We start from the raw sequence: 26,639 nt of genomic DNA on the forward strand, positions 1-26,639 counted from the left end.
CTAGGATGAAGATATTAACCGAACATATAGACGTACCTAACATTGACACCATTGACGTGTTCATGAAGCATGGTGGGTATTCAGCGGTCCAAAAAGCGATTAAAAAAATGACCCCTGACGAGGTCACGGAAGAGGTGAAAAAGTCAGGTCTTCGTGGCCGTGGAGGCGCAGGTTTCCCGGTAGGTATGAAGTGGTCATTTTTGGCAAAGCCTGAGGGTGTGCCTCGTTATTTAGTGTGCAATGCGGACGAATCAGAGCCTGGTACGTTCAAGGATCACTATTTGATGTGGAAATCCCCACATACCTTAATCGAAGGAATGATTGTTTCTTCGTTTGCATTAGGAGCAAATACCTCGTACATCTACGTGCGTGGTGAGTTAATGTATGTGATTGCTATTTTAGAAAAAGCGATTCAAGAGGCGTACGATAAAGGATTATTAGGAAAGAATATCTTAGGTTCAGGTTACGATCTTGATCTATTTGTTCAGCCTGGTGGTGGAGCTTATATCTGCGGAGAAGAAACTGCATTATTAGAATCCTTAGAAGGTAAACGAGGTAATCCTCGTAATAAGCCACCTTTTCCAGCGGTGAAAGGTTTATGGCAATGTCCTACGGTAGTGAATAACGTAGAATCTATCGCAGCCACTTCGTGGATCGTTAACAACGGTGGCGATGCCTATGCGGCGATTGGAGTAGGACGTAGTACAGGAACGAAATTAATCTCCGCGTCTGGTCACATCAAAAAACCAGGTGTTTACGAGATCCCATTAGGAATTACGGTCGAAGATTTCATCTATTCAGATGAATGGTGCGGCGGTATTCGCGATGGACATAAATTAAAAGCAGTCGTAGCCGGAGGTTCGTCTGTGCCGATCTTGCCAGCGGAGTTAATCTTAACGACAGCGGCAGGGGAGAAGCGTTTGATGACTTATGAATCTTTATCGGATGGTGGTTTTGCTACCGGTACGATGTTAGGTTCAGGTGGTTTTGTGGTGATGGATGAGACAGCTTGTATCGTTCACAACACCTTAACATTCGCGAAATTCTACCACCACGAATCATGCGGACAATGTTCTCCATGCCGTGAAGGAACGGGTTGGATGGACAAAGTATTGCACCGCATCGAGCACGGTCAAGGCCGCAAAGAAGACATCGATTTGTTAGTCGATGTAGCGAAGAAAATTGAAGGAAATACGATTTGTCCATTAGGGGATGCGGCGTCTTGGCCAGTGGCTGCGGCGATTCGCCATTTCCGCGATGAGTTTGAGTGGCATATTGAACACCCAGAATTAGCGACAAAACCAGGCGCGGTATTTATGCGCAAGGGGGCTAGTTGGACAAAATAATTTGGCAGAAATTAACGAATATGAAAGTTACGATAGATAATATCACCCTTGAGGTAGAACCAGGAACCACTATCATGCAGGCAGCTCGCATGATCGGGCCTGAGGTTGCTCCGCCAGCTATGTGCTATTATGAGCCTTTGAAGGGTTCAGGTGGAAAATGCCGTGCTTGTTTAGTGAAGGTGACAGCGGGTTCTGAAAAAGATCCTCGTCCGATGCCTAAATTAGTTCCAGCCTGCATTACAGCCGTTCAAGACGGGATGATCGTGGAAAATACGGTGAACGAAGACGTGCTAGAAACACGCAAGGGCATCGTGGAATTCTTGTTATTAAATCACCCATTGGATTGCCCAGTGTGTGATCAAGCGGGTGAATGTCACTTGCAAGATTTCTCGTTCGAGCACGGTGTTTCATCGACGCGTACGGTAGAAGAGCGTAATACGTTTGAGCCCACGGATTTAGGTCCAAACATTCAGTTGAACATGAACCGTTGCATCTTGTGCTACCGTTGTGTGTATACAGCGGATCAAATCACAGATGGCCGTGTTCACGGGGTGATGCACCGCGGAGATCACGCGGAAATCAGTACCTACATCGAGAAGGCGATTGATAACGACTTCTCTGGTAACGTGATTGATGTGTGTCCGGTGGGCGCATTGACAGATAAAACGTATCGTTTCAAGAGCCGTGTGTGGTTCTCGAAGCCAGTAGATGCGCATTGCGAGTGTGAGAAATGCTCAGGTAAAGCAACGATCTGGTACAAAGGGGAGGAAGTAATTCGCGTGACGGGTCGCAAGAACATGTGGGGCGAGGTAACGGATTTCATTTGTAATGGCTGTCGTTTTGACAAGAAAAAGACGGCTGATTGGGTGATCGAAGGACCGACGAATGTGTCTCGTCATTCAGTAATCTCAGCGAATAAATATGGTGCGAATTTGATTAAGCCAGCGTTCCCAGTGTTACAAGCGGCGCGTGATTACAAGCAAATCAATGATGATCGTGACCGTAGTTTTTTAGGCATTCAACCTGCTTTACCTAAATCTAAAAAGAAATAGATGGACTTATTTGATTCAGTATTTTTGGCCAAAGCTTCTTTCATTGGGATCGTATTCGCGATCACTTTGGGGATTGCAGCCTATTCAACGTATTTTGAGCGTAAGATTGCGGCGTTTATGCAAGACCGTATCGGACCGGATAGAGCGGGTCCCTTTGGGATTTTGCAGCCTCTAGCGGATGCGGTAAAGATGTTCATGAAGGAGGATTTCATTCCGGCTAACTCTAACAAGTGGTTGTTCATTATGGGCCCTTGTTTGTCTATGTTGACGGCGTTGATGACTTCGGCGGTGGTTCCTTTTGGGGATACAGTGACGATCGGAGATGTAACATTTGACTTACAAGGTATCGATGTGAACATTGGTATTTTATGGGTATTCGGTATTGTTTCTTTAGGTGTTTATGGCATCTTGATCGGTGGTTGGGCATCTAATAACAAGTATTCTTTGTTAGGCGCTATTCGTGCAGCGTCCCAAAACATCTCCTACGAATTAGCAATGGGTCTTTCGATCATCGCGATTTTGATGATGACCGGATCGCTTTCAACGAAGGCAATTGTGGAGGCGCAACAAAACGGTCACTGGAACATCTTGTATCAACCGATGGGCTTTATCATCTTCTTGATTTGTGCCTTCGCGGAATGTAACCGTACGCCATTTGACTTACCCGAGTGTGAGACCGAATTAATCGGAGGATACCATACGGAATATTCTTCCATGAAATTAGGCTTCTATTTGTTCGCGGAATACATCAACATGTTTATTTCGGGAGCAGTGATGGCGACCCTTTATTTTGGTGGATATGATTATCCAGGGGTGGATTTTGTAACGGCTCAATTAGGCGCTACGGCAGCGACGTTGATCGGAGCAGGCGCATTGATTGGAAAGGCTTTGGCCTTCGTATTTATCTTTATGTGGGTGCGCTGGACATTACCCCGTTTCCGTTACGATCAATTAATGGGCTTAGGCTGGTCAGGCTTAATTCCGTTAGCGATGTTTAATGTGGTGGTAACCGGATTAGGTATTTTATTAGACCAACAGATTCTAATTGGAATCGGTGGAGTGGTCGTTTTCATCGCGGGCATCGTGGTGTACGATCAATTATTTGTGAAGAAAAAATTAGCATAGCGATATGAAATTAAGTAACCGATCGAAGGTAGTCGAGCAAGGCGAAATGACTTTAGCGGAACGTATGTATCTTCCTGCCATCGTAGGGGGTATGGCGACCACGTTAAAGCACTTTTTCTCTAAACCGGTGACCATTCGTTACCCAGAGCAAACGCGTTATTTAGGGCCGATTTACCGCGGTCACCACATCTTGAAGAAGGATGAGCAGGGGGCAGAACGTTGCACGGCTTGTGGTCTTTGTGCCGTGGCTTGTCCAGCGGAGGCTATTTCTATGGTCGCTGAGGAGCGCAAGAAGGGTGAAGAGAAATTGTACCGCGAAGAGAAGTATGCCAAAGTATACGAGATCAACATGCTTCGTTGCATTTTCTGTGGTCTTTGCGAGGAGGCTTGCCCTAAAGAGGCGATCTTCTTACGCCACGATCAAATGGTTCCTGTATTCAGTAGCCGCGATGAGGTGATTTACGGGAAAGATAAATTAGTTGAAAAAATGGACCAACGCTATTTGCGTGAGGGCTGGAAATAAATTCTTATGGAGATTTCTAATATTTGGTATTTTCTTTCAGGTTTAACTTTACTAAGCGCCCTAATGGTCGTTCTAGCAAAGAACCCGATTCACTCAGTCTTGTACTTGGTGTTTACTTTCTTTTGCATCTCAGGTCACTACGTCCTGTTAAATGCCCAGTTCTTGATGGCGGTGAATATCATCGTTTACGCGGGAGCTATCATGGTTTTATTCCTATTCGTGATCATGATGTTTGATCTGCGCAAGAATCAACCGGAATCAAAATCGAATCTAACAAAGCTAGCGGGCTCAGTGGTCGCTGGTTCTTTATTAGTGGTTTTAATCGCTTTAGTGCGTCAAAATAACTTCCAGACTCCTTTAGCGGATGGATTTGTGTCTCAAACCGGTATGGTGGAGAACCTTGGTAAGGTTTTGTATTCTGAGTACTTATTGCCTTTCGAGCTGGTATCTATCTTGTTCTTTGTGGCGATGGTGGGTGCGGTTCTTTTGGGGAAGAGAGAAGCAGGGGAGCGAAACTTTTAAGCATTTTAAAAATGCGTGCTATTTCGGCACAAAATTCGAAAATGCGCTTCGCGATATTTTCTTAAATTTTATACCGAACTATCACTTTTGAAAATGCTTTAAATCTTTACTCTCTACTCTATTATCTATACTCTATAAAGTATAAAGTTCGCATTAAAAAAGGGGATCAATTTGATCCCCTTTTTTAATGAATTTAGTAGCGCATTACATAAATGTATACGCGCAGCGGATTCCAACTCTATGCTTTATTCTTTGTGCTTTATATCTATACTCTCTACTCTATTATCTAAATTGTGCTCTATGCTTTAAATCTATACTCTATAATCTCTACTCTATTATCTAGTGAGCATTCGCGGAGCGAATGCGATAATCAAAAACCCCCACCTTCACCCCAATCGTACCAGCTGCTTTTGCCATCCCGTCTGTTTTCTCTTCCCCAAAAGCGAAGCGGTAATTAGCACCACCGAACACTTTTACGTATTTGAAAAGATTCACTTCAAGGTTTATACCTGGTTGCACACCTAGGGCTCGTGGACCGTTACTAAATCGATCATGGGCTTGTCTGTAGGGCAGAGGCTGATAGGCAGTTCCAGGGTAAGCAGGGTAATTGATTAGCGGAGCTTCCTCCTGAATACGTCCAATGGCTAAAGGGAAACTTAAATGAAACACCTTATTAGCCATTGGCGTGACTTCCATCGTTAATGCGTTAAATCGACGGCGTGGTTCATCTGCATAGCGATTCGGGTCATCATTGCGTGGATTCGAATTAAAGGAAGCGATACCTAGGGATAATTTGTTGTTCAAATGAACTTGAAATCCCATGGCTCGTTCTGGGCCTCCCTTGCCGAAAAGCATTTGGGATTGAAGGGATACGCCAAAAGATGTCAATTTGTGCGGTTTGAAAAGCGTCTTCATGGAAGAAGAGGAAGTGTCTTTTTTTATTTTGAATACTGTTTCTTGGCCAAATGCATAGTTAATGGATTGGAAGCCAATCAACAATAAGAATAATAGGCGGATTGAATGTTTCATGTCTTTTATTTTTTTACGAATGTACAAATTATAACGTTTCGATATTTCTAATTAGATACATGGGCTTTTTTTGAAGATTAATGCTCCTATTCTATCGATAAGGGGCGCAGGTGGATTCCACTTATTTGGCTAGATTTGTAAAAATCATTTGTGCTATGTGGCAGGCTATTAATTCTAGGAAAACGAAGCGGACCTTTCAGGTATTGTTTAACCTGATTCTGTGGGGAATGTGGATAGGCTTGCCTTTGTTAAGTCCTGTCCACCAAACGCACGAAGTAGCTCATCCGCATCCGCATGATAATCCAGAGTTTTCCGAGCATATCTGGGTGGAGCTGATTACCGTGATGCCGTTGTTCTATGTGATTACGCTACTTTTGATTCCTTTTGTTTTTAAAAAGAAAGGCATTTGGTTCTTCTTTGCTAGTTTAATACTAACAAATGTGGCGTTCTTTTTAGTCCAAATGTTGTTCCACCACTTATTCTTAGAATTTGAACACGAGCATGGTACTGCACCGGAGATTTTGGGCGCTTTCCCGCTCATCATGGTTTCTGCGATTGCGTCTGCTTATGGTTTATTGTTAGAGTTTTTAGAGCAAGATGCGAACAAGGAAGAACAGAAAAATGAGCAGTTGAAATCAGAGTTAGCGTTTTTGCGCTCTCAGATTAGTCCGCATTTCATCTTTAATATCCTGAATAGTATTGTGTATTTGATTAGGACCAAAGCCTCAGAAAAAGCGGAAGATGTAACCATGCGTTTGTCTTCTTTGATGCGCTATATGTTGTATGATTCGGACCAAACAATGGTTCCATTGACTAATGAATTTGCTTATTTAGAGAATTATATTGATCTCCAAAAAATGCGATTTGACGGGAATGTCGATTTTAAATTCCAAGTGAATGGCGATGGAGCAGGTCATTTAATTGAGCCGATGTTATTAATTCCTTTTGTGGAAAATGCGGTTAAACATGGGGTGGGTTTAGTGGATAAGCCGTTTATCTATGTTACCCTAGAAACGACAGATCACGGTTTGCATTTTCAGGTTAAGAATAAAAAGGGAAAAGAAGAACAGGTTTTTAAAGATCCTAGTTCAGGAATTGGGTTGAAGAATGTGAAGCGTCGTCTGGAATTATTATATCCGAAAAAACACGAATTAGTCATTGAAGAGGACGACGTGAATTTCTCCGTGGATCTACACTTAACATTGAAATAAGATGGTAAAGATGAATTGCGTTGTCGTGGACGACGAAGTGATGGGCCGTAAATTATTAGAGGAAAATGTGAAGCAGATTCCATTTTTGAATCTAGTGGGTTCTTGTTCGAATGCGTTCGAGGCGATGGAAGTGTTGCAAAAGGAGCAGGTCGATTTACTTTTCTTGGATATTCAAATGCCGGGCTTGTTAGGGACGTCGTTCTTATCTTCTTTGGCCGTTAAACCTCTCGTGATTTTCGTGACTGCTTATGCGAATTATGCAGTGGAAAGTTATAATTTGGACGCGGTAGACTACTTAATGAAACCGGTGAGTTTAGATCGTTTTGCCTTAAGTGCAAATAAGGCATATCATATTTTTGTAGGTAAAAATGTGGTCGAAAAGGAGCCTCTGGAGGATTTCTTTTTTGTGAATGTGGAATATTCACTCGTACGGATTTCGATTCCAACCGTAACGCACGTGGAAGGTTTAAAGGATTATGTGAAGATTTTTGTGGAAGGAGAACGGCATCCTATTTTGACCAAACAGACGATGAAAAGTGTAGAGGCAAAAGTGATGCCTCATGGCTTTATGCGCGTTCACAAATCGTTTATCGTTAATCTCCAAAAGATTGAATCAATTAAGCACCAGCGAATCAAAATAGGAAACTATGAGATTGCCGTGAGCGATTCTCATCTAGCGGAATTGATGGAGCGGCTTAACGCGAGTAGGTTAGGTTAAATTGTAAGCCTAGATGGAAGTTTCGGCCGGGAGCTGGGTTGTAAAAACGGCCTCCGATGGCATTTAAATCTGGTCCAGGTGAATAGCGCTCATCACCCACATTTTCTGCCGCCGCCCAAAGTGTCCAGCACTTCCGCGCATAACTTATTTTTGTGTTCCAAAGGCGATAGGAGCCCATCCGCTCCGTATTCGTGTCATTCAGGAATTGATAATCCACCAATTGAAAATTTTGCACCAGACTTATTCCTGATGGGTGTCGCCAAACGAGTGTAGTTGCCTGTTGGTAAGGCGTTGTTCCCGTTAAGAAATTCCCATTCGCAAATCGGAAGTTTTGCCAAGTATGCGATTGTTCTAAAGTCAATGTCGGATGAATCATCCAGGCGCTACTTAGTTCCAAACCTTGCTGGGTCGTAGAACCAGCGTTAGTGAAATAGTCTGAACCATCAGCGGCTCTTCTTACCACGATGGTTTCGTCAAGGTTAAATTGATATACGCTCAAATCCCAGTTGAATTTCGCGTATTTGCCGCGGTAGGTAATTTCGTGATTCCAGCCATTTTCGGCTTTTAACGTACGGTTTATTTCCCCCGTTGACGGTCGTAATTCACTAATGCTGGGAGGTGAATAGCCATGTGCTACTTTGGCAACAATACTCTGATGCGCCCCTAATTTGCGTAGGACAGCCAAACGTGGGGAGAAGATGGCTTCGTTTCCGATATACTCTGTCCAATAGCTGCTCAAGCTACCAGAGAAAGTAAATAGCCAATTCGTTAAGCCGGCATATTCATTTTGTAAGAAGAGACTCCCTTGCTGGACATGGGTATTTTGGGTCAGTTGTAGCGTATCTTTTACTCCAATTCGATTTCCAAAAGTCGAACTATTCAGCTGTCCTGCCTGGTATTCAAATCCCAAGTCACTGTTGATCATCCCTTTTCTATGCAACACTCCGCGCGTGGAATAATTGGGTTCATGGCGAACTTCATAATTCCGTATCGTCGGATTTTCGATATCATTCACTTGAATTGCCTGACTCAAATCCCAAGCCCAAAGGTTATTCAGCACTTGAGATGCCCGAGCACTTAAGCCATAACTTTTTATTTTAAAGGTCGCCCCTTGCTGTTGCGCACTCTTGAAAGCGCCTGCCGCAGGTCTAGCTTGCTGAGGATTTGCAAGGAATTGAGCTTTTGTTAATCCTCCCGGAGTTTGGTAGGCCAAATCAACATAATAGGTGCTTAGATCTAGGTTGATATCTTTCGCAAAGTTGTGGTGGAATTCATACGAAATCCATTGCTTTTTCATCGCGGATTGAGCTCGATAACCCTCTTGCTGGTTGAAGGAGGCGTAAAGTCGGTGGTTTTCTGCGGATAAATCGATGGCCGTTTTCATTCCCCCTAAGGAATGGTAAACAGTTTCGGCCGTAAGGGCATTTCCACGTGCTCCACTTTCGAATAGCAATACTCCACCTGTTCCTGCTCCGTATATTCCGGCAGATGGGCCTTTGGTTACGGTTAATGATGAAAATAAGGCGGGTTCTAGTAGTGAAATGTAGGTGTTGTTCCCGGCATCCGTAAAGGGAATTTGATTCCAATATACTTTGGTGTTACGTACGCCAAAGGGTGCCCTAAGTGAGCTACCTCTTATTGCAATTCGGTAACTACCCGGAGATCTTTCTTCCATCCGAATACCTGCCATGGAATTAAGCGTAGATACAAATTGGGTCGAACTAAACTGCTGAAGATCTGCAGCGCGAACAAAGGCATCCGGAGTATTTAGCGTACTGCGTTTTTGCTCAAACACATAGACTTTTACTTCTTCGAGGACTTTCGTAGAATCTTTTTGGGCTAAACCAGGAAAACAGAAAAGGAGTAGTAGGAATTTCTTCATATCAGAAGAAATAAGTGAATAAGGTGGACGGTATGATGGCTTGAGAGGCTTTGATCGACTTAGAATTAGGGTTTTCTGCTCCACCTAAATTGAGTGATTCAAGGTTGATAACCCAGCCAAAATGTCCCTTAGTCAGTTGAATTTTTGCTTTAAAATTAGGAAGTTTTTCTGAAACTAAGGATTGGTAGGGAACCCCCACATAGCGTCCATATAAAGTAACTTCCTCGTACACCGGTTCAAAAACTTGTGCTTGTATCTGGAAAGTCGTTTTTCCCGGGATCACTAATCCGATTCCACCGCTCATTCCGTGTAAGGAGTATTTTTCTTCTTCGATGTATTCAGACCTTAAAGAGCTGATTTTTCTAGCTATAGATTTACTGTATAAACTTAAAATGGGTGTTAGATGAACAGTTGTTTTTCGTTTATTCGTATTCCAAAGCAGACCCACTTCAGCCTCACCTCCACGGTAACTCGATTGCAAAACTTCGTTAGGTTGAATAGGTTGATTGAAATTATTCATCGGAGGTTCAATGAACGTATAGTTGCTTCTATCTATCGCGCTTCCGGTTAGGTTTCCCATTGTTTTTAAGGCGATGAAAGTCTTGTGATTTTTTTCTGGGTTTTGGAAAGAAATTTCCGCGGCGAAATCTAAGGTCATTTGTTGTTCGTGCCACGAAATGAGGGAGGTTCCTACACTCGAATTAAAGCGAAATTTTTGGCCAAAACTGACAAACGTAATCACTAGAAAAACCAGGCTTATGCGAAATCTCATAGCCACAAATATAGGGGATTTACCAATACTTCCCCTGTTTTTTAAAGGCAAAAATCAATCCTCTGGCAATGATTACCAAGTGGTTGATTAAGTTAGGTAAAAAGCCAAAATGTGATCGTAACACCTGGTATCTTTCCTCCCAGGATCTCTTCAAGTTTTGCACAGATGCGCCTCCCATCAAATAAGTACAGATAGGTGAGGCAGATTTTAATATATGCTGGCTTTTTTTCAAAACTTGAATCTCCCAATTAATATCGGAACTAAGGCGGTAGTGTAGATCAAAAAGTGGCGCAAGGCTGCGCTTTGCAATGAAAGCTTGGTGGCAAACTAACATGCCATAACGGAAATTTTGCCAAGTTAAATTTGTGGGCAAACGATGTGGTGTCACCTCACTGCGCAAGCCTAAAGATTGACCGTCGTTATTGACAAAAACTGCCTCGCCGTACAGGACATCCGGATTTTCTTCCAGTTCTCGTAAGATATTTTTCAATGTCGATGAAGAAGCAAAAGTATCCCCCGCATTCAAAAACAGGATATAATCCCCTTTTGCCATTTGCATTCCCTTGTTCATCGCATCGTAAATACCCTTGTCTTTCTCAGAAATGAGTTGATTGATCTGAGCTTTATTCGCTTCTATGATAGCTAATGTTCGGTCTTTCGACGCCCCATCCACCACGATATAATCGATTTCCTCCGCACACCCTTGCTCGAAAACACTTTTTAGTGTGCGTTCGATATAGGCCTCAGCCTGGTAAGTGATGGTGATGATACTAAGCTTGGGCATAATAGGCGAGGTGTTGCTGGGCAACGATGGTTTGGTCGTATAATTGTAGCGCGCGTTCCCTGGATTTTGATCCTGAGGTGGTAGACTCGAGGCACCAGTTTATGCCTTTTGCCAAATCTGCAGGGTTAAATGCCTGGGCCACATAGCCAGTCACTTCGTGTTCGATCATCTCCGGAATTCCTCCCACTTCGAATCCGACGCAAGAAGTGCCGCAGGCCATGGCTTCCATGATCGTATTGGGTAAATTTTCTTCCAAAGAGGGAGTGACAAACACATCTGCCGCGGCATAGATATCGCGCATTTTCGCTGGGTCTGAAACCTGCCCGAAATTATGTGCTTTCAAAGGTAATTCTTCCGCCAACTCTCCACCCACAATCAGAAGTTCAGTGGTATCAGCATCCAAATATTGCAAGGCCTCTTTCAAAAGATGAAATCCTTTTGCCGGCGCATTGACTCGCATCGCTACGAAAAGGACATATTTCTTGTTCGGATCTAATCCTAAGCTAGATGCCTTAGGCGAGAAGAATTCCGTATCAATCGCGTTTGGAATGGTTTTAATCGAGTGACCTCTCAAAATGCTACTTTGTCTCGCCCTATTTCCCAGCCAATCGCTGCAAGTGATGATGTGTAGGTTTTTCTCCGCAAACCCAGTTTTCTTAGCCTCCCACATTCGGTGTGAAAGATCAGTCGGATTCGGATTTTTCAAGAATTTACAATCCCCACAACTTTGTTGAAAATGCTCGCAAGCACCACTGTGGTGACAGCCTCCGGTAAAGGCCCACATATCGTGCAGAGTCCAAAAAACAGGTTTGTTCAATCGAGTCAGGGACGCAATGTCGTCCACGGATAGAAAACCAAAATTCACCCAATGCAAATGCACAATATCTGCCTGCTGGATCAGCGGATGCTTCGAAATATCACTCCCGAAAACGCCCGGATTGAATAGGAATCGAATCGATTTATCTTTCTCAAAACGCAAAAAGAACAAGCGCTCGGCAATGAATTTCAACCAAGAAATCAGGCCATTGCCGAATTTTAGGGCGCTGGAAGTGCTCCCTTTTTCTCTGACGAGGTAGTCGACTTGATGTCCCGCTTTTTCCAAAGCCACTTTTAATCTACCCGCTGCAATCCCCGCCCCGCCATTGCTGTCGTGGTAGGAGAGGAGGACGATATGTAGCTTTTTGGCAGACATTAAGCAAAAATTTCAGCTAGTTGAGCGGCTATTCTTTCGGCTGCCTTACCATCCCAAAGCGGAGGGATGCTCCCTTTCTTCACCTTGCCTGCCAATATCTCTTGCAAGGCAGCATAGGTTTTCTTTGGATCTAAATCCGATAACAATTGGTTCGTCCCTAAAGTCACCGTAATCGGTCTTTCTGTCGAATCACGGAAGGTTAAACAAGGAACTCCTAAATAGGTCGTCTCTTCTTGAATACCGCCTGAATCGGTTAAAATCGCCGTCGCATTCGACATCAATTGAATGAATTCTAAATAGCCTAAAGGCTCCGTCATAATCAAGTTTTGCGCCTGATCTAATCGCTCCGCTAAGCCAAATTTCTCCATATGTGCCCGCGTTCTCGGGTGGATAGGAAAAATGATTTTGGTATCCTTACTGCTTAATTCAATTAACTCTAGAATGGATTCAAGACCCTCTTTCGTATCCACGTTCGCCGGGCGGTGCATGGTCATGACAATATAGTCGGCAGTCGATAGTCGGGAGTCGCTAGTCGCTAGTCCGAGGTCTTCAAGTATGGTGGTGGTTTTTGCTTTCTCTTGGTATCTTACCAGCGAGTCAATCATCACATTGCCGGAGAAAAATACACGCTCATCTGCCACGCCTTCATTTTTCAAGTGTTGCAACCCGCTTTCTTCCGTCACAAATAAATAATCCGCCACGCTATCCGTCAAGATGCGATTTAATTCCTCTGGCATCGTTCGGTCAAAGCTGCGTAAGCCTGCCTCTACGTGAGCGACTTTGATGCCCATTTTGATCGCAACTAAAGTACAGGCCAAAGTCGAAGTAACATCCCCCACCACAATAATCAAGTTTGGTTGTTCCGCTTCGACAATTTTCTCAAAGGCCACCATAATTTTCGCCGTCACCTCCGTGTGGCTTCCACCCCCAATTCCGAGGAAGAAATCCGGTGTAGGTAATTCCAGTTGCGTAAAAAACACATCACTCATCTTAGCGTCAAAATGCTGACCCGTATGAACGATCTTCGATGTCCATCCGGCCAACTTTTGGATCGCGCGATGTAGCGGTGCTACTTTCATGAAATTAGGGCGAGCGCCTACGACTTGAATTACTTTCATTTATACCTATTTAAAAATTCTAATTTACGAATTACAAAGAACAAAGTTCAAAGAGCAAAGTTCAAACGATAAAGTAAGCTTTTCTTTTCTACGGTAAAGTTTAGTTCAGTTTCAGAATTGCTTCACCCTTTTGGAGAATGAGGCCATTCCCATTTCTTCTTCCTGTTGCTTTTTCAATGGCATTGATGAGTACATTTCCATTTCCATAAGAATCAACCATTACATTTTTTGCAACTAGTTTGCTCGCATCTGTTTTTCCATTTCCGTCGTTTTTTATTTTCAAATCCCCTACTTTTCCCTTTAAAGTAGCACTTCCATTCCCTTCGTTAGACAGGAAAAAGGAACTTTGATTTTGTAACCTGACACCTACAGAACTATTCCCTTGTTTGTATACTTCTGTCAGTTTAGGGCAGGTTATTTTAATTCGAATTCTGGGGTCAAAAATATATTTATTGTTTTCCCTCGTGTAATTGAATTTAATTTGAAGTTCGTTGTTCTTTTCCGTTACAAAGAGAATGGGTAAATACTTTTCTCTCATGTTGATTTCAATTTTGAAAGAATCACCTACCGCTATTTCGGTATTTCCATCTATATCTAGTAATGAAATTTTTGAAAAATTTGAAAAGTCATACAGCGTCTTAGTGCTTTTTTCTGATCCAGTAAAAGGATCGGATTGACCTAAGCTGGCCGTTGTTACAGCGAGAAAGAGGGCCAATAAAAGTTTGATTTGTTTCATAATTTCTAAGTAAATTTTTCTTTACTCTCCTTTCTCTACTCTATAATCTCTACTCTGCCTTCGGACTAAGCGACGAAGTCGCGACTAAGCCGCAGGCGACTAAGTCACGGACTGACCACTGACTACTGTCCACTGGCTACTGAATACTTAAACGCCTCCATATAATTCCCCAGCACCGAATGTATATTGATCTCCTTCTCAATAATCTCCCTCGAACGCTGGCCCATTATTGTGATTTTCTCCGGCTGTGCAAATAGCCTTTCAATAACTGTTTGTAAGCTGGATAATGATCCCGATTCAAAGTAATGTCCATTATATCCTTCACGCACTAAGCGTTTTTCGGTGCCATCTGCCACAGAACAAACGACCGGTTTCGAGAAACACATCGCCTCATTAATAGACAAACCACCCATGCCGGCTAAGACATAGATTCCGGATTCGCAAGTGATTTTGCCTAGTTCTTTGGGGTCATAAATACCTCCATGAAATTTTATAAAATCGTAGCCTGAAGCCTGCGCTTTTAAAGCTTCCAGCTCCGGCCCATCTCCCACAATGCTGAGTTCGGTCTGCGGGTATTTCGCATGCAAGGCAATTGCCGCTTCAATCAATAAATCGACCTGCTTCCATTTGACCAACCGTCCGATATGCAAAAGTCGGAATGGATTGGCGGTAACGTCTTTTAGCTCGTTAGCCGTAGCTAATAGCGCATCGGTGTCTGGGGAATTCGCCGTGATAAATACTTTCTCAGCCGGAACGCCATAGCTTCCGTGTAAAGCAACAGCCTCCTCTAAATAATTGATGTGGGCGTCTACCAGATTAGAGAAACGCTTTCTCGTTTCGCGCACGATAAAGAATTTTAATCGGGCCAAAAGAGAGGGATTCGACTGGTGCGCTTGGTTGTTTTCGGTTACGCCGCCGCCTTGTAAATAATAGGAAATGGCGTTGTCGTAATGGGGCACTTGGAAAGGAATTTCTTTGGAAATGAGCGCCACTTTGTGCTTTCGTAGGAAGCGGTACCAGCCTGGATAAAAGACGAAAGAGGCTTGATAGGGCCAGTTGACCATTAAGACGTCTGGTTTTTCTGCCAAAATCAACTCCTTCAACCCGCGGAAAAACTTCTTCCCATAATAGGTCGTGTATTCCTCGCGACGAAAGACCTTGAATTCAATGCCTTTGTCTGACGTATATACCCCAGCACCCAGCGTTGCCCCTTTTTCTGTGGGCACCACCACGCACACCTCCACTCCATAATCGCGTTGCAATTTGTTTAGGACTAGGTTATAATAGTGTGGCAGGCCACCGGCCAGGGACATTATTTTCATTTCTTAAACCAATTAGTAACTAGCTCGCTGATGTCAGGAGATAGCTTGAATTTCGTGACGGCTAGGATAAATAATCCACCTATCGCTGCACTTCGAATTCCCACATTGAGTAACCAGGCAATCAAAGGGCTGCCTTCGATGACCGGGATTTGGGAAACAACAAGGTAGATTAACACACTGACGATCAGAATCCCCAGGGATCTAACATCAAACGGTTGCAGGTCTAGTTTCCACCAGATAAAGCCAAATTTCAATACATTATAGCCCGCCAAAGCCAATAGGGAAGCTAGGGCTGCCCCATTATAGGAATAAATAGGAATCAAGATTAGATTACCTACCACTAAACCCACCGCGAGGATGATGTAGAAGAGGAGGTCGTAACGGTAGTATTTGGAGTTAATCAACACCTCTGAATTTAGGCCCGTTCCCATATCGATGATCTTGCTTAAGCCCACCATGAGCACCACCCAGCGGCCAGCCTCGTAAATTTCATGGCGAGGGATGATGGTGTAGATGAAGTCCAAATTACACCAGATCAACAGGAATAAAACGCAGCCGATGAGGAGGAGATTCAGGGAGGATTTTTGGTAAATATCCTGAATATTTTCGCGGTCGTTCCGGTTCCAAGCCTGCGCTAAAATGGGCGCCGCAATCGCCGCAATCACATTCCGAGGGATCGAAATCATGATCGCCATTCGGGAATTAATGTCAAAAATCGCCGTCGTACTCAAACCGCCCATATAGGCTGGCAACATGATCTTTTCGATGTGCTGAATGAGGGTAAAACTCGCCCCTGCTAATATCACCCAGCCGCCATACGATAGCATTTCCTTAAAAACCGGGGTGCGTAAAAACGAAAAATCGACCTTCGTATAAAAACGTTTCAGCTGCTTAATGTAGGCTAATAAACCCGCAACCGCCACCACATAAGAAAGCGTAATCGCTAAAATCAATTGATTGAATGTCAAATAGCCGAGCGCAAAAGCAATCACCAAAACTCCATTCGAAACCCGTAAATACAATTCTCGTATAATCGCAGGCACCACAATGCGCAGATGCACCCGGGCATAAGCCTCTAGCACACTCATGTAGAGGTAACTGGCCGTCAAGGGAATGATGTAGTAGAAATACTGGGGTAATAAAGGGGAATTTGCACTATATACTTCGAAAAACAACGGTTTTAAAGCTAAATAACCCAGCACAAAAAGCGCTAAACCAAACAGCGGTGCGACGAGCAGAAAGGTGAAAAAACCTTTATGTCCATTCTTCGGATCATCGAAATGCGGGAAAAAACGCACCGCAATGTGTGGAATTCCGAGTTGTGTAAAAGAGGCAAAAATAAGGGGAATGCTGACCAAGGCCCCGGCAATCAAGCCCACCTGCTCCTGCGAAAGAAACTTATTGTACAGGAAGATCACGTTAAAAGTCCCAATCGCCGTACCCAAATAGGTAACGATTGAACCCTTTAAACTTTGTCGAATGACGATCCCCATGCCTTGTTTTGAATGTAATTTACAAAAATACGATTTTGCGGGGCATTCTTTATACGAGAAGACCTTTGATTTTCGCGGAGAGCTTTACCACATCATATTGCTCCTCCATGTGTTTACGTGCTGCGACACCATAGGCACGCGTCGTCGCGGAATCTGAGGCTAAGGATTTCAGGGCAGCAGCCATTCCTTCCACATCATGTTCATCCACCAAAAGCCCCGTTTTTCCCTCGATGACCGCATCCGGAATGCCGGCGTGTCTAGTAGAACAAATGGCTAATCCGCAAGCGGAGGCCTCTAAAATAGCTACCGGAGTTCCCTCGGAATCCCCACTAGGCGTTAAGACCGAATGCTGAATGAAGACGTTCGATTCCTGTAACAAGGGCAAGTAGTCGGATTGACCCATAGCCCCTAAGAAATGGATGCTTTCAGACAATCCGTGCGCGGAAACATATTCTTTCGCCTCTTCCCAAAGAGGTCCATCACCTACCATGCGTAATTGCGAATCGGGAAAATCACGCAACAAAATTTCAAAGGCTTGAATGCTTTTCAAGGATCCTTTTTTCTCTGCAAATCTTGCTACAGAAATGACGTTGAATCCATCTTTAGGAGTACCAGGGATGAACCTAGCCGTATCGACACCACAAGGAATCACGTGTAAATTCGGTAATGGACCGGCGATTTCTTCTAAGTTCGCGCGCATCGATTCAGCCACACAGATGATGGCTTTCGCCTTAGGTAAACTGAGTGCATAACGTGCGCCATAAGTCGCCAGCGTCTTCTTCTCTGCTGCATCGAAGCCTAAAAAGACAACGGAATAAGGAATGTCCTCAGCCAGACACGCCTCGTAGATATTCGTGCCTAATGGACCGTAATTCGCTAAGAAGGCGTCTACTTTATGGACGCGTAAAAAGCGTCTAAGGTAATGGGTATAAATCTTTTGATAAAGTCCAGGAATGATGCGGCGCAAAACACCTCTCACTGCTAAAATAGAAAAGGGAAACGAAAAGAGGGATCCGCCCGCCATTAATCGGCTCGGTTGCCAGCCTTCGTATAGGACGTGAATGGGTTCTAATTGATTGATCTGCTCTTCGATAAAGGTCTCGGAGTACGAAAAGAAATTAGAGCGGGCAATGATTAAACGCATTCAGGGCTGATTTTTAATGCAAAACCGAAATTAGCTAAATTTTTCGGCTATTTTTACAGCAAATACGCGTCATGGAGAAAAATTTAGTCGTTGGAGGAAGTGGTTTTTTGGGCTTGAATTGGCTGGCTTATTTGCAGCAACACGGTGTAGATAACGAGGTCGTTGTTTTCGCGCACGAAAAACCTGCAGGCGTTGAATTTCCTTCTTTCGTGACTTTTGTGGTGGGGGATTATGCGGATGCTCAAGCTTTGGACGACTTATTTAGTGCCCATCATTTTGATCGCGTATTCCATTTTGCCTCTTCCATTATACCTGCCATTTCATCTGAAAATATTCGCCAAGACATCGAGTCTAACTTGTTGCCTACCATCGGTTTGATGGAGATGATGAAGAAACACCAGGTGTCAAAATTACTTTATCTATCCACCGGTGGGGCAGTTTACGGGAATGTGACGGAAGAAAAAGTGAAAGAGGAGTATCCTTGTAAGCCTATTTCATCTTACGGAATTATCAAGCTGGCCGTGGAGCATTACATCGAATTGTATGCGAAATTATACCAGATCGACTACTTGATTTTGCGCTTGTCGAATCCATTCGGGGAATTTCATCGCTCGCCTAAACAAGGGGTAATTAATATTGCTGTTCGCAAGGCGCTGAAAGGAGAGGTGATGACGGTTTGGGGAGATGGATCGCAGGCCAAAGATTATATCTACGCCGCTGACATCGGTCAAGCCATCGATGGTCTAATAAAGGCAGGGGTAAAAAATGAAACAATCAATGTGGGTTCAGGCGAATCGCTCAGTTTAAATACCATTATTCAGCGCATTCAAGCGAAATTACCCGCATTTCAAGTCGAATACAAAGACGCGAAGTTGACGGATGTGCAGAGAATCTGTTTAGATACGTCGAAATTATCGGCGAAAATGAGCTGGGAAATCACCTCCTTCGATCAAGCCTTAGAAGCAACCATCGCTTACGAAAAAGCTAGACTTTCTTAGCCACCAGCACAAAAGTGCAGGCATCTTCGTTGCGTGATTTAGCCGTGATGATCTTATCGAAAAAGATGATCAAAGGCTGCAGCACTAAGGACAATAAGAAACGAAGCGGCTTAGGTAATTTGAATAAAAGACCATCTTGGAATAATTGCAATCCCATCGCGGAGCGCCCTAGAATTCCCTCGAAATAAACTACCTCAAATCCCGCTTCCGTCACAATTTTTTTCAAACCAGTCGAAGTCCAGCGCCAAAAATCCGTCGGATCCGGGTGGAACATCCAATAGCCGTGCGTAGATAAAATTAATTTGCCCTCTTTTTCCAAGATGCGGTGTGCCTCTTTTAAATAAGCCTTCGGGTCTTCCACGTGCTCTAATACTTGCGTGGACAAAACGAATCCCACGCTTTCCTCAGGCATATCAATGATGCCAGCGGGGTCCACGACCACATCCGCTTTGGTATTGTAGGCTAAATCTAGGCCGATGTATTGCTCCACAAAAGGGGTGAAAAGTGGCTCGTAAGGTTTGTTGCCACAGCCATAATCCGCTAACAATTGATGGGGTGAATTGCGGACATACAAGGCAATGACGCGTTCTAATTGCTTGCGCAGTTGGATTAAATAGTAGTAGCGCGCGGACATGCGGCCCGTGATTTTGGGATATAGGCGTTCAATTCCGGCTTCTCTACTTTCCATGGGATAGTCGTTTGTGTTCGATTAATGAATTTTTGTATTCAATAAAATCTTCAGAAATACGAAGGTATTTTCTAAATAGATGAGGCTTCTTTTCGCGGTATGCAATGCGAGTTAGACCTAAATAGGCTAATCCTCGTATGTCTTTTGTCAATCTTTCTTCAAAAGGGAAGGCGATGGATTTGAGGTACCAAGACTCTGCTTTGTTTAAATCTTTTCGTTCCACCTCTTCGCGCATGCCACGTAGCGTGTAAGCTGCGCCGGTGTAGTAGGGCGTTTTTAGTGCTTCCATTTTTTCAATGAAGGGTTCCGCTTCTTCGAATTTGCCCGCTAAAGTTAGCAACTCTGCTCTTTGCAATAGATACCAGTGGTTATTTGGAAAGTTGTCGCTGAGGATTTGGTTATAGGCCAAAGCCCGTAAGGGATTTCCCTCGTATTTATTCTGCACATAGCCCATATAGAATAGACATTCATTCTTCACAAAAGTGGTCCTTCGAGTGCCAGCTTCTAGTTGAGTCAATCCTACCCGTTTGTTCCCATCTTGAAACAAAAACATAAACGGTTTTAAGACTGGGTGTAAATCTGGATAAGCGACGCTGTAATAATTGTACATCCCGGTGGAATACAAGAATTCGGGTTGTTTGTCGGTATTCTTAAGACCAATTTTTAAAAAGCTATAAGCCTGTTTAGCATAAGAGACCACGCGCATGAAGTTGTGTTGATCTGCCTCATAGGCGGCCAGAAATCCAAGGGAAGCCGTACAAAAAAAAGAGGCTTCTAAATCATTCTCATCTCGCTCGGCCATCTCTTTTCCTAATTCAAATGCTTTTTCCAGGTGAGCTAAATAGTTTTTCCCTTGAGCAGGATGATCCTTTAACGGAAAGTATTGCTGCTCCCACTGCATAGCCAGCAATAAATAGGGAGCGGGATGACGAGGGTATTTGGCCTTTAGGCTATTGAAGATAGCCGTGGATTCTCTGAAATCGTATTGGTATAAATTCGTCAGTCCAGCGGTGATCTGAGCTTTAGCCGTGGGATCTTGTAGGATTTGGGCCTGCGATCTCAGTGAAAGAAAAAAGAAAAGTAAGAGTGCAACCCGAATCATGTGAAATGTTTACCCCGCAAATTTAGTTAAGCTCTGTGGTTTTTGGGTCGATTTTTTTACTTTTGTTTATAAACCCTACGACATGATTTCATTCGAAGAATTTACCCTCGCTAACGGCCTTAAAGTCATTGTGCACGAAGATCCGGATACGACGATGGCGGTGGTAGATGTGATCTACAATGTTGGATCCCGGGATGAGGACCAAAACCTGACGGGTTTTGCGCATTTGTTCGAACATTTGATGTTTGGTGGATCTGAAAACATTCCTTCCTTCGATGCGCCCTTGCAAAAAGTAGGCGGCGAGAACAATGCCTTTACCACCCCAGATTTAACGAATTACTATATATCTGTTCCAGCCCAAAACATCGAAACCGCTTTTTGGCTCGAGTCGGATCGGATGAAGCAATTAGCGTTTAACACGCAAAGCCTCGAAACGCAGCGTAAAGTCGTGATAGAGGAATTCAAGCAGCGTTATTTAAATCAGCCTTATGGCGATGTGTGGTTGAAGTTTAGACCCTTAATCTACAACAAGCATCCTTACCGGTGGCCCACGATTGGAGCTGGCATTCAGCATATCGAGGAGGCGCAGATGAGTGATGTGAAGGCTTTTTTCCAAAAGCACTACGTGCCTTCAAACGCTGTTCTTGTCGTTGCAGGTAAAGTAAAGTTTTCCGAGGTGAAAGCTTTAGCCGAAAAATGGTTTGCCCCTATTCCTGCTGGTGCTAAGCCTAAACGTAATTTACCTCAAGAGCCGCTGCAAACGGAAAACCGCACGATGGAAATCGTGGCAGATGTGCCTGCGAATCGTCTGTACAAGGCCTATCCGGTGATTGGTCGCTATGAACCGGGTTATCACGCGATTGATTTGATGGCGGACTTATTAGGTAGAGGCGAGTCTTCTTATTTATACGAGCATTTAGTGCAAAAGCAGCGTCTATTCGATACGATAGGAACCTACCAAACAAGTTCCATCGATCCAGGCCTATTGATTATTCAGGGGCAGGTAAGTGATAACGTAACGATCGAGGAGGCGGAAGAGGCGCTAGAGAAGGTGATACAGGATTTTGCGACCTCGAAAATTGCCGAAAAAGACTTGCAGATGGTGAAGAATCAATCAGAGGCGAGTTTGGTTTTTGGGGAAGTGGAAGTGCTGAATCGGGCGATGAATTTAGCCATGGCTGCGAATGCGGGCGATGCGAATTTAGTCAATACGGAGGCGGAAAAGATCGCGGAAGTGCAGACGCAAGATTTGGAAAAATGGGCTCAGCGCTTGTTTATCCAAGGAAAATCGAATACCTTAAAGTATAAAAAAATAGCCAAATGAAAATTCGCGTAGGACAAGGGTACGATGTGCATCGCTGGGTAGAAGGACGTCCTTGTATCTTGGGTGGTGTGGAGATTCCGTCAGAGAAGGGGCCTTTAGGTCATTCGGACGCGGATGTGGTTTGTCATGTATTGTGCGACGCCTTGTTAGGGGCCGCAAATATGCGCAATATTGGGTATCATTTTTCGGACAAAGACCCGATGTGGAAAGGTGTCGCTTCGACGCTTTTATTGAAAAAAGTGATGGAGATGATTCGCGAGGCAGGTTGGGAATTAGCGAATGCGGACGTGACGGTGATTTTGGATCAGCCGAAGTTGAACCCAATTATTCCAGCGATTAAAGATAATTTAGCTTCCGTGATGGGAGTGGAGGTGGATCAAATTTCGGTCAAAGCCACCACCTCTGAAGGATTAGGATTTGTAGGAAGAGCAGAAGGGATCTCGGCGATGGCCGTGGCCCTGATTCAAAAAGAGTAAGATGCAGATAGATTTAGAAAAGGAACGTTTAGAGATATTGAAGCGCTACCGCAAATTATTGCGGACGGCTAAGCCTTTTTTAAAGGATGATGACGCGAAGCAGATCAAGAAAGCTTTCTTGATTTCGGCGGAGGCGCACAAGGAAATGCGTCGTAAATCCGGCGAACCTTACATCTACCATCCTTTAGCTGTGGCGCAGATTTGCGTAGAAGAAATTGGACTGGGAACCACGTCGATTATATCTGCTTTATTGCACGATGTGGTAGAGGATACGGATACGACTTTGGCCGATATCGAAAAACAATTCAATCCGAAAATCGCCTCCATCATCGATGGCCTGACGAAAATTGCGGGCACATTTGAATACGGAACTTCGCAGCAGGCGGAGAATTTCCGGAAGATGCTTTTGACGCTTTCGGATGATATTCGCGTGATCTTAATCAAGCTCGCGGATCGTTTGCATAACATGCGGACGCTGACGAGTATGGCCAAAGAGAAGCAGATGAAGATCGCTTCTGAGACCATTTATCTGTATGCACCTTTAGCCCATCGCTTGGGTTTGAATGCGATTAAGTCGGAATTAGAAGATTTAGGCTTAAAGCATACGGAGCCGGAAGCCTACAAGGAAATCGCGGATAAATTAGCCGAAAACAAGCGAAGCAGAGAAGGCTTTGTGGAAAATTTTATCAAACCGATTAAGAAAACCTTGGACGAGCGCGGATTGAATTATACGATCAAAGGTCGTCCCAAATCCATCTTTTCCATTTACAACAAAATCAAAAAAGGCAACACACCTTTTGAGAAAATATACGATCTTTTTGCGGTGCGTGTCGTTTTAGACGTGCCCATAGAACGCGAAAAATCAGACTGTTGGGAAGTGTATTCCGTGGTAACGGATCATTACCGTCCTAATCCGAGTCGTTTGAAAGACTGGGTTTCCACCCCTAAATCGAATGGTTACGAGTCGCTTCACACGACCGTGATGAGCAAGCCTTTTGCACATGATAAAGAGGGGCGTTGGGTCGAGGTGCAGATTCGTTCGAAGCGGATGGATGAGATTGCGGAGAAAGGGGTGGCGGCACACTTCAAGTACAAAGGAACGGATACGCGGACGAGCGAGGCGTTTGAATCGTGGCTTTCGCAGGTACGCGAAGCCATCGAGGCGAACGATAAGAGTCAGTCTGCGGTGGAATTAGTGGAGGACATTAAGAACTCGCTTTACCATGAGGAGGTTTTTGTCTTTAGTCCGAAAGGGAAGTTGATCGTTTTGCAATCCGGGGCTACGGCTTTGGACTTCGCCTTTGAGATTCACTCGGAGGTAGGGGCGCGTTGTATAGGTGCCAAAGTAGGGGGAAAACTCGTTCCCTTATCCCATAAATTACAGAATGGAGATCAGATCGAAATCCTAACCTCTTCGAAGCAAAAGCCATCGGAAGATTGGTTGCGCATCGTATTTACGACAAAGGCGAAAGCACGCATCAAGGACTTCATCAAAGAAGAGAATAAATCACATATCATTAAGGGGCGCGATTTGATCGAGCACCGCCTGAAACATTTGGGTTATCCTTTATTGACTTTAGAAATTACGAACCAGTTGCGGGCTTATTTTAATGCCAAAGACGCGAATGATTTGTTCTATCGTTTTGGCAAAACCTACATCAACATCGACCAGCTCAAGCACTGGAAATTAGATCGGGAATTACACGAAAGAAAGCAGGCGGAGAAATCGATTCAAGCGCCCATCGTGGATAGCAAATCCTTTAGAAAGGAGATGCAGCAATACCACAAGGAGCGCAAGGAGTCTGATACCCTGCTGATCGGTGAAGATATGGATAAGGTGGATTATACCTTAGCCAAATGTTGTAATCCGATTTCAGGCGATGAGGTATTTGGTTTTGTGACCATTAATGAGGGAATCAAAATTCACCGGGCCGCTTGCCCTAACTCTCCAGAATTGCTTTCTCGTCATGGAGATCGGGTGATAAAGGCACAGTGGACGTCTCAAATTGCGATGTCATTTGTCGTGGACTTGGTGATTCGTGGAATTGACCGAGTTGGATTGGTGAATGATGTTACGCGCTTGATATCAGAGAAGTTGCAAGTGAACATTACCGCCTTGACGATAGGGGTGAAAGATGGATTATTTGAAGGTCAAATATCACTGATGGTACAAGACACAGATCACCTCGATAGCTTAAGCGCAGAAATGGAACAAGTTCCGGGCGTAATTGAAGTGGAGCGAAAAGTTTCTTAGTTTTTGTCCGTTATTTTTGCTTATTTTACGTCGTTTTTTTTCCATAAATGTCCCAAGAATTAGATAAACTAGATTCAGTAAAAAAGATCTTCACTGCCTACCTGGAAAACAAAGGTTTGCGGAAGACTCCGGAGCGCTTTGCGATCCTGGAAGAGATCTATTTACGGGACGATCACTTTGATGTGGAGGAGTTGTATATCTCCATGAAAAACAAGAAATACCAAGTCTCTAGGGCTACCGTTTACAATACGCTCGATGTGTTAGTGGAATGCGATTTAGTGGTGAAACACCAGTTTGGTCGCAATCAAGCGCAATTCGAGAAGTCCTATGGACGTCGTCAACACGATCATTTAATCTGTACCGATTGCCACAAAGTCACGGAATTTTGTGATCCTCGGGTTCAAACCATCCAAAGTTTAGTAGGCGAAATGCTGCAATTCAACGTGATGCACCATTCCCTTATTTTTTACGGTTCTTGTACGAACAAGAATTGTGAACATAGAGCAAATTACCAAGCAAGAAATCAAGAATAAAACAATATTATGGCAGTTGATGTATTATTAGGCTTACAATGGGGTGATGAAGGGAAAGGAAAGATCGTAGACGTTCTAGCACCCAAGTATCAAGTAGTTGCGCGTTTTCAAGGTGGACCTAACGCGGGTCACACCTTAGAATTCGACGGGTTTAAGCACGTTTTGCATCAAATTCCTTCTGGAATTTTCCGCCAAGAAGTTCAAAACATCATCGGTAACGGTGTGGTTTTGGATCCCATCATCTTCAAAAAAGAGATCGATGGTTTAGCGCACTTCAATTTAGACTTACGCAAGAACTTAGAGATCTCGAAGAAAGCATCCATCATCTTGCCTACGCACCGTTTATTAGACGCTGCTTACGAAAAAGCGAAAGGTGATGCGAAGATCGGTTCAACTTTAAAAGGAATTGGACCTACTTACACGGATAAAATCTCTCGCCAGGGATTACGTGTGGGGGATATGATTTCACCTGATTTTTCTGCCAAATACAACGCATTAGTCGACCGCCACAAAGCGATTTTGGACGTATATAAATTCGAATACGATTTAGCCGCAGCGGAGAAGGAATTCTTCGAAGCCGTTGATTTCATGAAAGAGTTCCACTTAGTGGATTCAGAATATTCTGTGAACCATGCTATTACTGCAGGGAAAACGATCCTAGCGGAGGGCGCACAAGGTTCACTTTTGGACGTGGACTTCGGTTCTTATCCATTTGTTACTTCATCGAACACGATCACCGCGGGTGCTTGTACCGGTTTAGGTGTAGCGCCTAAAAACATCGGAGAGGTTTTCGGTATCTTCAAAGCCTATGCAACTCGCGTAGGTTCTGGTCCATTCCCTACGGAATTAGAGGACGAAGTAGGCGAGCGTATGCGGGTGGAAGGCCGTGAATTCGGTTCTACGACAGGTCGTCCGCGCCGTTGTGGTTGGATCGATTTGCCAGCTTTGAAATACGCGATGATGATTAATGGGGTGACTCAATTAATTATGATGAAGGCAGACGTCTTGAATATCTTTGACGAGATTCAAGTGTGTACGGCTTACGAAATGCCAGACGGTTCGATTACAGACCAAATCCCTTTCGAAATCACCGATATCAAAGTGAAGCCGGTGTACGAAACCTTGAAAGGTTGGGCTTGCAGCTTAGAAGGCATGCGCGATTTCAACGAATTGCCAGTTGAGCTAGCGGATTACATCAAATTCTTAGAAAAACACTTGAACCTACCTATTAACTTCATCTCAACGGGTCCTGACCGCGAGGCATGTGTGTTAAGAGGTTCATTAGCATAAACCAT

General features: G+C 44.1%; 25 protein-coding genes. 13 read left to right on the top strand and 12 right to left on the bottom strand.

Going from position 1 to position 26,639, the window contains the following annotated elements; genetic code table 11:
- The first annotated feature begins 5 nt into the window (after positions 1–5).
- From nuoF to G9X63_RS02555, 5 genes are read left to right on the top strand one after another with little or no spacing between them, the layout of a single operon-like run.
- Complete coding sequence (nuoF, locus tag G9X63_RS02535) at positions 6–1,346, top strand: NADH-quinone oxidoreductase subunit NuoF (RefSeq protein ID WP_252623952.1); 1,341 nt, start codon at positions 6–8, stop codon at positions 1,344–1,346.
- Between the two features lie 20 nt (positions 1,347–1,366).
- Positions 1,367–2,398: an NADH-quinone oxidoreductase subunit G gene (locus tag G9X63_RS02540; protein WP_252623955.1), complete on the top strand. Its 1,032-nt coding sequence runs from the start codon at positions 1,367–1,369 to the stop codon at positions 2,396–2,398.
- The gene (gene nuoH, locus G9X63_RS02545; RefSeq protein WP_252623958.1) at positions 2,399–3,523 is read left to right on the top strand and encodes an NADH-quinone oxidoreductase subunit NuoH; all 1,125 of its coding nucleotides are present in this window, start codon (positions 2,399–2,401) and stop codon (positions 3,521–3,523) included. It begins immediately after the preceding gene.
- 4 nt (positions 3,524–3,527) lie between these two features.
- Positions 3,528–4,046, top strand: coding sequence for a NuoI/complex I 23 kDa subunit family protein (locus G9X63_RS02550; RefSeq protein WP_130922897.1), 519 nt, complete (start codon positions 3,528–3,530; stop codon positions 4,044–4,046).
- Between the two features lie 6 nt (positions 4,047–4,052).
- Positions 4,053–4,568 carry an NADH-quinone oxidoreductase subunit J family protein gene (locus tag G9X63_RS02555; protein WP_252623960.1) on the top strand — a complete coding sequence of 172 codons (516 nt, stop codon included), beginning with the start codon at positions 4,053–4,055 and terminating at the stop codon, positions 4,566–4,568.
- A 339-nt stretch (positions 4,569–4,907) separates the two neighbouring features.
- Here the strand turns inward: G9X63_RS02555 and G9X63_RS02560 are convergent, their stop codons facing one another.
- Positions 4,908–5,597, bottom strand: coding sequence for a hypothetical protein (locus G9X63_RS02560; protein ID WP_252623964.1), 690 nt, complete (start codon positions 5,595–5,597; stop codon positions 4,908–4,910).
- Positions 5,598–5,752: 155 nt separating this feature from the next.
- Between G9X63_RS02560 and G9X63_RS02565 the strand changes: the two genes are divergently transcribed.
- Both G9X63_RS02565 and G9X63_RS02570 read left to right on the top strand, forming a co-directional pair.
- Positions 5,753–6,808 (top strand): sensor histidine kinase, encoded by a 1,056-nt coding sequence (locus G9X63_RS02565; protein ID WP_130895053.1) that lies wholly within the window; start codon positions 5,753–5,755, stop codon positions 6,806–6,808.
- A gap of 10 nt (positions 6,809–6,818) precedes the next feature.
- Positions 6,819–7,526, top strand: coding sequence for a LytR/AlgR family response regulator transcription factor (locus tag G9X63_RS02570; RefSeq protein WP_252623968.1), 708 nt, complete (start codon positions 6,819–6,821; stop codon positions 7,524–7,526).
- On the opposite strand, the gene G9X63_RS02575 is transcribed toward G9X63_RS02570, so the two are convergent.
- From G9X63_RS02575 to G9X63_RS02615, 9 genes are all read right to left on the bottom strand, one after another.
- A complete protein-coding gene (locus G9X63_RS02575) occupies positions 7,504–9,408 on the bottom strand; it encodes a TonB-dependent receptor (RefSeq protein WP_252623971.1) in 1,905 nt (634 codons plus the stop codon). The genes G9X63_RS02570 and G9X63_RS02575 overlap by 23 nt on opposite strands.
- 1 nt (position 9,409) lies before the next feature.
- Entirely contained in the window at positions 9,410–10,180 is a 771-nt protein-coding gene (locus tag G9X63_RS02580) for a hypothetical protein (RefSeq protein WP_252623975.1), read from the bottom strand.
- 19 nt (positions 10,181–10,199) lie between these two features.
- Entirely contained in the window at positions 10,200–10,964 is a 765-nt protein-coding gene (locus G9X63_RS02585) for a glycosyltransferase family 2 protein (RefSeq protein WP_252623976.1), read from the bottom strand.
- Positions 10,951–12,156: a glycosyltransferase gene (locus G9X63_RS02590; RefSeq protein ID WP_252623978.1), complete on the bottom strand. Its 1,206-nt coding sequence runs from the start codon at positions 12,154–12,156 to the stop codon at positions 10,951–10,953. Before G9X63_RS02590 ends, G9X63_RS02585 begins: the two co-directional genes overlap by 14 nt.
- Positions 12,156–13,274: a non-hydrolyzing UDP-N-acetylglucosamine 2-epimerase gene (wecB, locus tag G9X63_RS02595; protein WP_252623980.1), complete on the bottom strand. Its 1,119-nt coding sequence runs from the start codon at positions 13,272–13,274 to the stop codon at positions 12,156–12,158. The genes G9X63_RS02590 and wecB overlap by 1 nt, the downstream gene beginning before the upstream one ends.
- Positions 13,275–13,374: 100 nt before the next feature.
- Positions 13,375–14,010, bottom strand: coding sequence for a GIN domain-containing protein (locus tag G9X63_RS02600; protein ID WP_252623982.1), 636 nt, complete (start codon positions 14,008–14,010; stop codon positions 13,375–13,377).
- A 122-nt stretch (positions 14,011–14,132) separates the two neighbouring features.
- A complete protein-coding gene (locus tag G9X63_RS02605) occupies positions 14,133–15,332 on the bottom strand; it encodes a glycosyltransferase family 4 protein (RefSeq protein ID WP_252623983.1) in 1,200 nt (399 codons plus the stop codon).
- A complete protein-coding gene (locus G9X63_RS02610) occupies positions 15,329–16,825 on the bottom strand; it encodes a lipopolysaccharide biosynthesis protein (RefSeq protein ID WP_252623988.1) in 1,497 nt (498 codons plus the stop codon). The genes G9X63_RS02605 and G9X63_RS02610 overlap by 4 nt, the downstream gene beginning before the upstream one ends.
- A gap of 49 nt (positions 16,826–16,874) precedes the next feature.
- Positions 16,875–17,969 (bottom strand): glycosyltransferase, encoded by a 1,095-nt coding sequence (locus G9X63_RS02615; protein ID WP_252623991.1) that lies wholly within the window; start codon positions 17,967–17,969, stop codon positions 16,875–16,877.
- Positions 17,970–18,040: 71 nt separating this feature from the next.
- On the opposite strand from G9X63_RS02615, the gene G9X63_RS02620 reads away from it, so the two are divergent.
- The gene (locus tag G9X63_RS02620) at positions 18,041–18,967 is read left to right on the top strand and encodes an NAD-dependent epimerase/dehydratase family protein (RefSeq protein ID WP_130895063.1); all 927 of its coding nucleotides are present in this window, start codon (positions 18,041–18,043) and stop codon (positions 18,965–18,967) included.
- Here G9X63_RS02620 and G9X63_RS02625 read toward each other — a convergent pair.
- Positions 18,954–19,655 carry a class I SAM-dependent methyltransferase gene (locus G9X63_RS02625; RefSeq protein WP_130895064.1) on the bottom strand — a complete coding sequence of 234 codons (702 nt, stop codon included), beginning with the start codon at positions 19,653–19,655 and terminating at the stop codon, positions 18,954–18,956. The genes G9X63_RS02620 and G9X63_RS02625 overlap by 14 nt on opposite strands.
- Positions 19,645–20,757 (bottom strand): hypothetical protein, encoded by a 1,113-nt coding sequence (locus G9X63_RS02630; RefSeq protein ID WP_252623994.1) that lies wholly within the window; start codon positions 20,755–20,757, stop codon positions 19,645–19,647. The genes G9X63_RS02625 and G9X63_RS02630 overlap by 11 nt, the downstream gene beginning before the upstream one ends.
- 82 nt (positions 20,758–20,839) lie before the next feature.
- Here G9X63_RS02630 and G9X63_RS02635 point away from each other — a divergent pair, with 82 nt between their 5' ends.
- The 5 genes from G9X63_RS02635 to G9X63_RS02655 are packed head-to-tail and all read left to right on the top strand — an operon-like array spanning position 20,840 to position 26,634.
- Positions 20,840–22,081, top strand: a complete 1,242-nt coding sequence (locus G9X63_RS02635; RefSeq protein WP_252623997.1) for a M16 family metallopeptidase — start codon at positions 20,840–20,842, stop codon at positions 22,079–22,081.
- A complete protein-coding gene (gene ispF, locus G9X63_RS02640; protein ID WP_130895067.1) occupies positions 22,078–22,557 on the top strand; it encodes a 2-C-methyl-D-erythritol 2,4-cyclodiphosphate synthase in 480 nt (159 codons plus the stop codon). Before G9X63_RS02635 ends, ispF begins: the two co-directional genes overlap by 4 nt.
- 1 nt (position 22,558) lies before the next feature.
- Positions 22,559–24,811, top strand: a complete 2,253-nt coding sequence (locus G9X63_RS02645) for a RelA/SpoT family protein (protein WP_252624000.1) — start codon at positions 22,559–22,561, stop codon at positions 24,809–24,811.
- Between the two features lie 47 nt (positions 24,812–24,858).
- The gene (locus tag G9X63_RS02650) at positions 24,859–25,344 is read left to right on the top strand and encodes a Fur family transcriptional regulator (RefSeq protein ID WP_130895069.1); all 486 of its coding nucleotides are present in this window, start codon (positions 24,859–24,861) and stop codon (positions 25,342–25,344) included.
- A 9-nt stretch (positions 25,345–25,353) separates the two neighbouring features.
- Positions 25,354–26,634: an adenylosuccinate synthase gene (locus tag G9X63_RS02655; RefSeq protein ID WP_252624003.1), complete on the top strand. Its 1,281-nt coding sequence runs from the start codon at positions 25,354–25,356 to the stop codon at positions 26,632–26,634.
- The last annotated feature ends 5 nt before the right edge of the window (positions 26,635–26,639 follow it).

This window comes from Aquirufa antheringensis, assembly GCF_023921165.1.
GTDB lineage: Bacteria > Bacteroidota > Bacteroidia > Cytophagales > Spirosomataceae > Aquirufa > Aquirufa antheringensis.

What these genes read in the sequence shown, in the direction of transcription:
- G9X63_RS02575 (WP_252623971.1), bottom strand. Translation starts at nt 9,408, where the DNA reads ATGAAGAAATTCCTACTACTCCTTTTCTGTTTTCCTGGTTTAGCCCAA.
- G9X63_RS02550 (WP_130922897.1), top strand. Translation starts at nt 3,528, where the DNA reads ATGAAATTAAGTAACCGATCGAAGGTAGTCGAGCAAGGCGAAATGACT.
- G9X63_RS02615 (WP_252623991.1), bottom strand. Translation starts at nt 17,969, where the DNA reads ATGCGTTTAATCATTGCCCGCTCTAATTTCTTTTCGTACTCCGAGACC.
- G9X63_RS02540 (WP_252623955.1), top strand. Translation starts at nt 1,367, where the DNA reads ATGAAAGTTACGATAGATAATATCACCCTTGAGGTAGAACCAGGAACC.
- G9X63_RS02580 (WP_252623975.1), bottom strand. Translation starts at nt 10,180, where the DNA reads ATGAGATTTCGCATAAGCCTGGTTTTTCTAGTGATTACGTTTGTCAGT.
- G9X63_RS02610 (WP_252623988.1), bottom strand. Translation starts at nt 16,825, where the DNA reads ATGGGGATCGTCATTCGACAAAGTTTAAAGGGTTCAATCGTTACCTAT.
- G9X63_RS02620 (WP_130895063.1), top strand. Translation starts at nt 18,041, where the DNA reads ATGGAGAAAAATTTAGTCGTTGGAGGAAGTGGTTTTTTGGGCTTGAAT.
- G9X63_RS02630 (WP_252623994.1), bottom strand. Translation starts at nt 20,757, where the DNA reads ATGATTCGGGTTGCACTCTTACTTTTCTTTTTTCTTTCACTGAGATCG.
- G9X63_RS02590 (WP_252623978.1), bottom strand. Translation starts at nt 12,156, where the DNA reads ATGTCTGCCAAAAAGCTACATATCGTCCTCCTCTCCTACCACGACAGC.
- G9X63_RS02650 (WP_130895069.1), top strand. Translation starts at nt 24,859, where the DNA reads ATGTCCCAAGAATTAGATAAACTAGATTCAGTAAAAAAGATCTTCACT.
- G9X63_RS02585 (WP_252623976.1), bottom strand. Translation starts at nt 10,964, where the DNA reads ATGCCCAAGCTTAGTATCATCACCATCACTTACCAGGCTGAGGCCTAT.
- G9X63_RS02555 (WP_252623960.1), top strand. Translation starts at nt 4,053, where the DNA reads ATGGAGATTTCTAATATTTGGTATTTTCTTTCAGGTTTAACTTTACTA.
- G9X63_RS02655 (WP_252624003.1), top strand. Translation starts at nt 25,354, where the DNA reads ATGGCAGTTGATGTATTATTAGGCTTACAATGGGGTGATGAAGGGAAA.
- G9X63_RS02635 (WP_252623997.1), top strand. Translation starts at nt 20,840, where the DNA reads ATGATTTCATTCGAAGAATTTACCCTCGCTAACGGCCTTAAAGTCATT.
- G9X63_RS02600 (WP_252623982.1), bottom strand. Translation starts at nt 14,010, where the DNA reads ATGAAACAAATCAAACTTTTATTGGCCCTCTTTCTCGCTGTAACAACG.
- nuoF (WP_252623952.1), top strand. Translation starts at nt 6, where the DNA reads ATGAAGATATTAACCGAACATATAGACGTACCTAACATTGACACCATT.
- nuoH (WP_252623958.1), top strand. Translation starts at nt 2,399, where the DNA reads ATGGACTTATTTGATTCAGTATTTTTGGCCAAAGCTTCTTTCATTGGG.
- ispF (WP_130895067.1), top strand. Translation starts at nt 22,078, where the DNA reads ATGAAAATTCGCGTAGGACAAGGGTACGATGTGCATCGCTGGGTAGAA.
- G9X63_RS02645 (WP_252624000.1), top strand. Translation starts at nt 22,559, where the DNA reads ATGCAGATAGATTTAGAAAAGGAACGTTTAGAGATATTGAAGCGCTAC.
- G9X63_RS02625 (WP_130895064.1), bottom strand. Translation starts at nt 19,655, where the DNA reads ATGGAAAGTAGAGAAGCCGGAATTGAACGCCTATATCCCAAAATCACG.
- wecB (WP_252623980.1), bottom strand. Translation starts at nt 13,274, where the DNA reads ATGAAAGTAATTCAAGTCGTAGGCGCTCGCCCTAATTTCATGAAAGTA.
- G9X63_RS02605 (WP_252623983.1), bottom strand. Translation starts at nt 15,332, where the DNA reads ATGAAAATAATGTCCCTGGCCGGTGGCCTGCCACACTATTATAACCTA.
- G9X63_RS02560 (WP_252623964.1), bottom strand. Translation starts at nt 5,597, where the DNA reads ATGAAACATTCAATCCGCCTATTATTCTTATTGTTGATTGGCTTCCAA.
- G9X63_RS02570 (WP_252623968.1), top strand. Translation starts at nt 6,819, where the DNA reads ATGAATTGCGTTGTCGTGGACGACGAAGTGATGGGCCGTAAATTATTA.
- G9X63_RS02565 (WP_130895053.1), top strand. Translation starts at nt 5,753, where the DNA reads ATGTGGCAGGCTATTAATTCTAGGAAAACGAAGCGGACCTTTCAGGTA.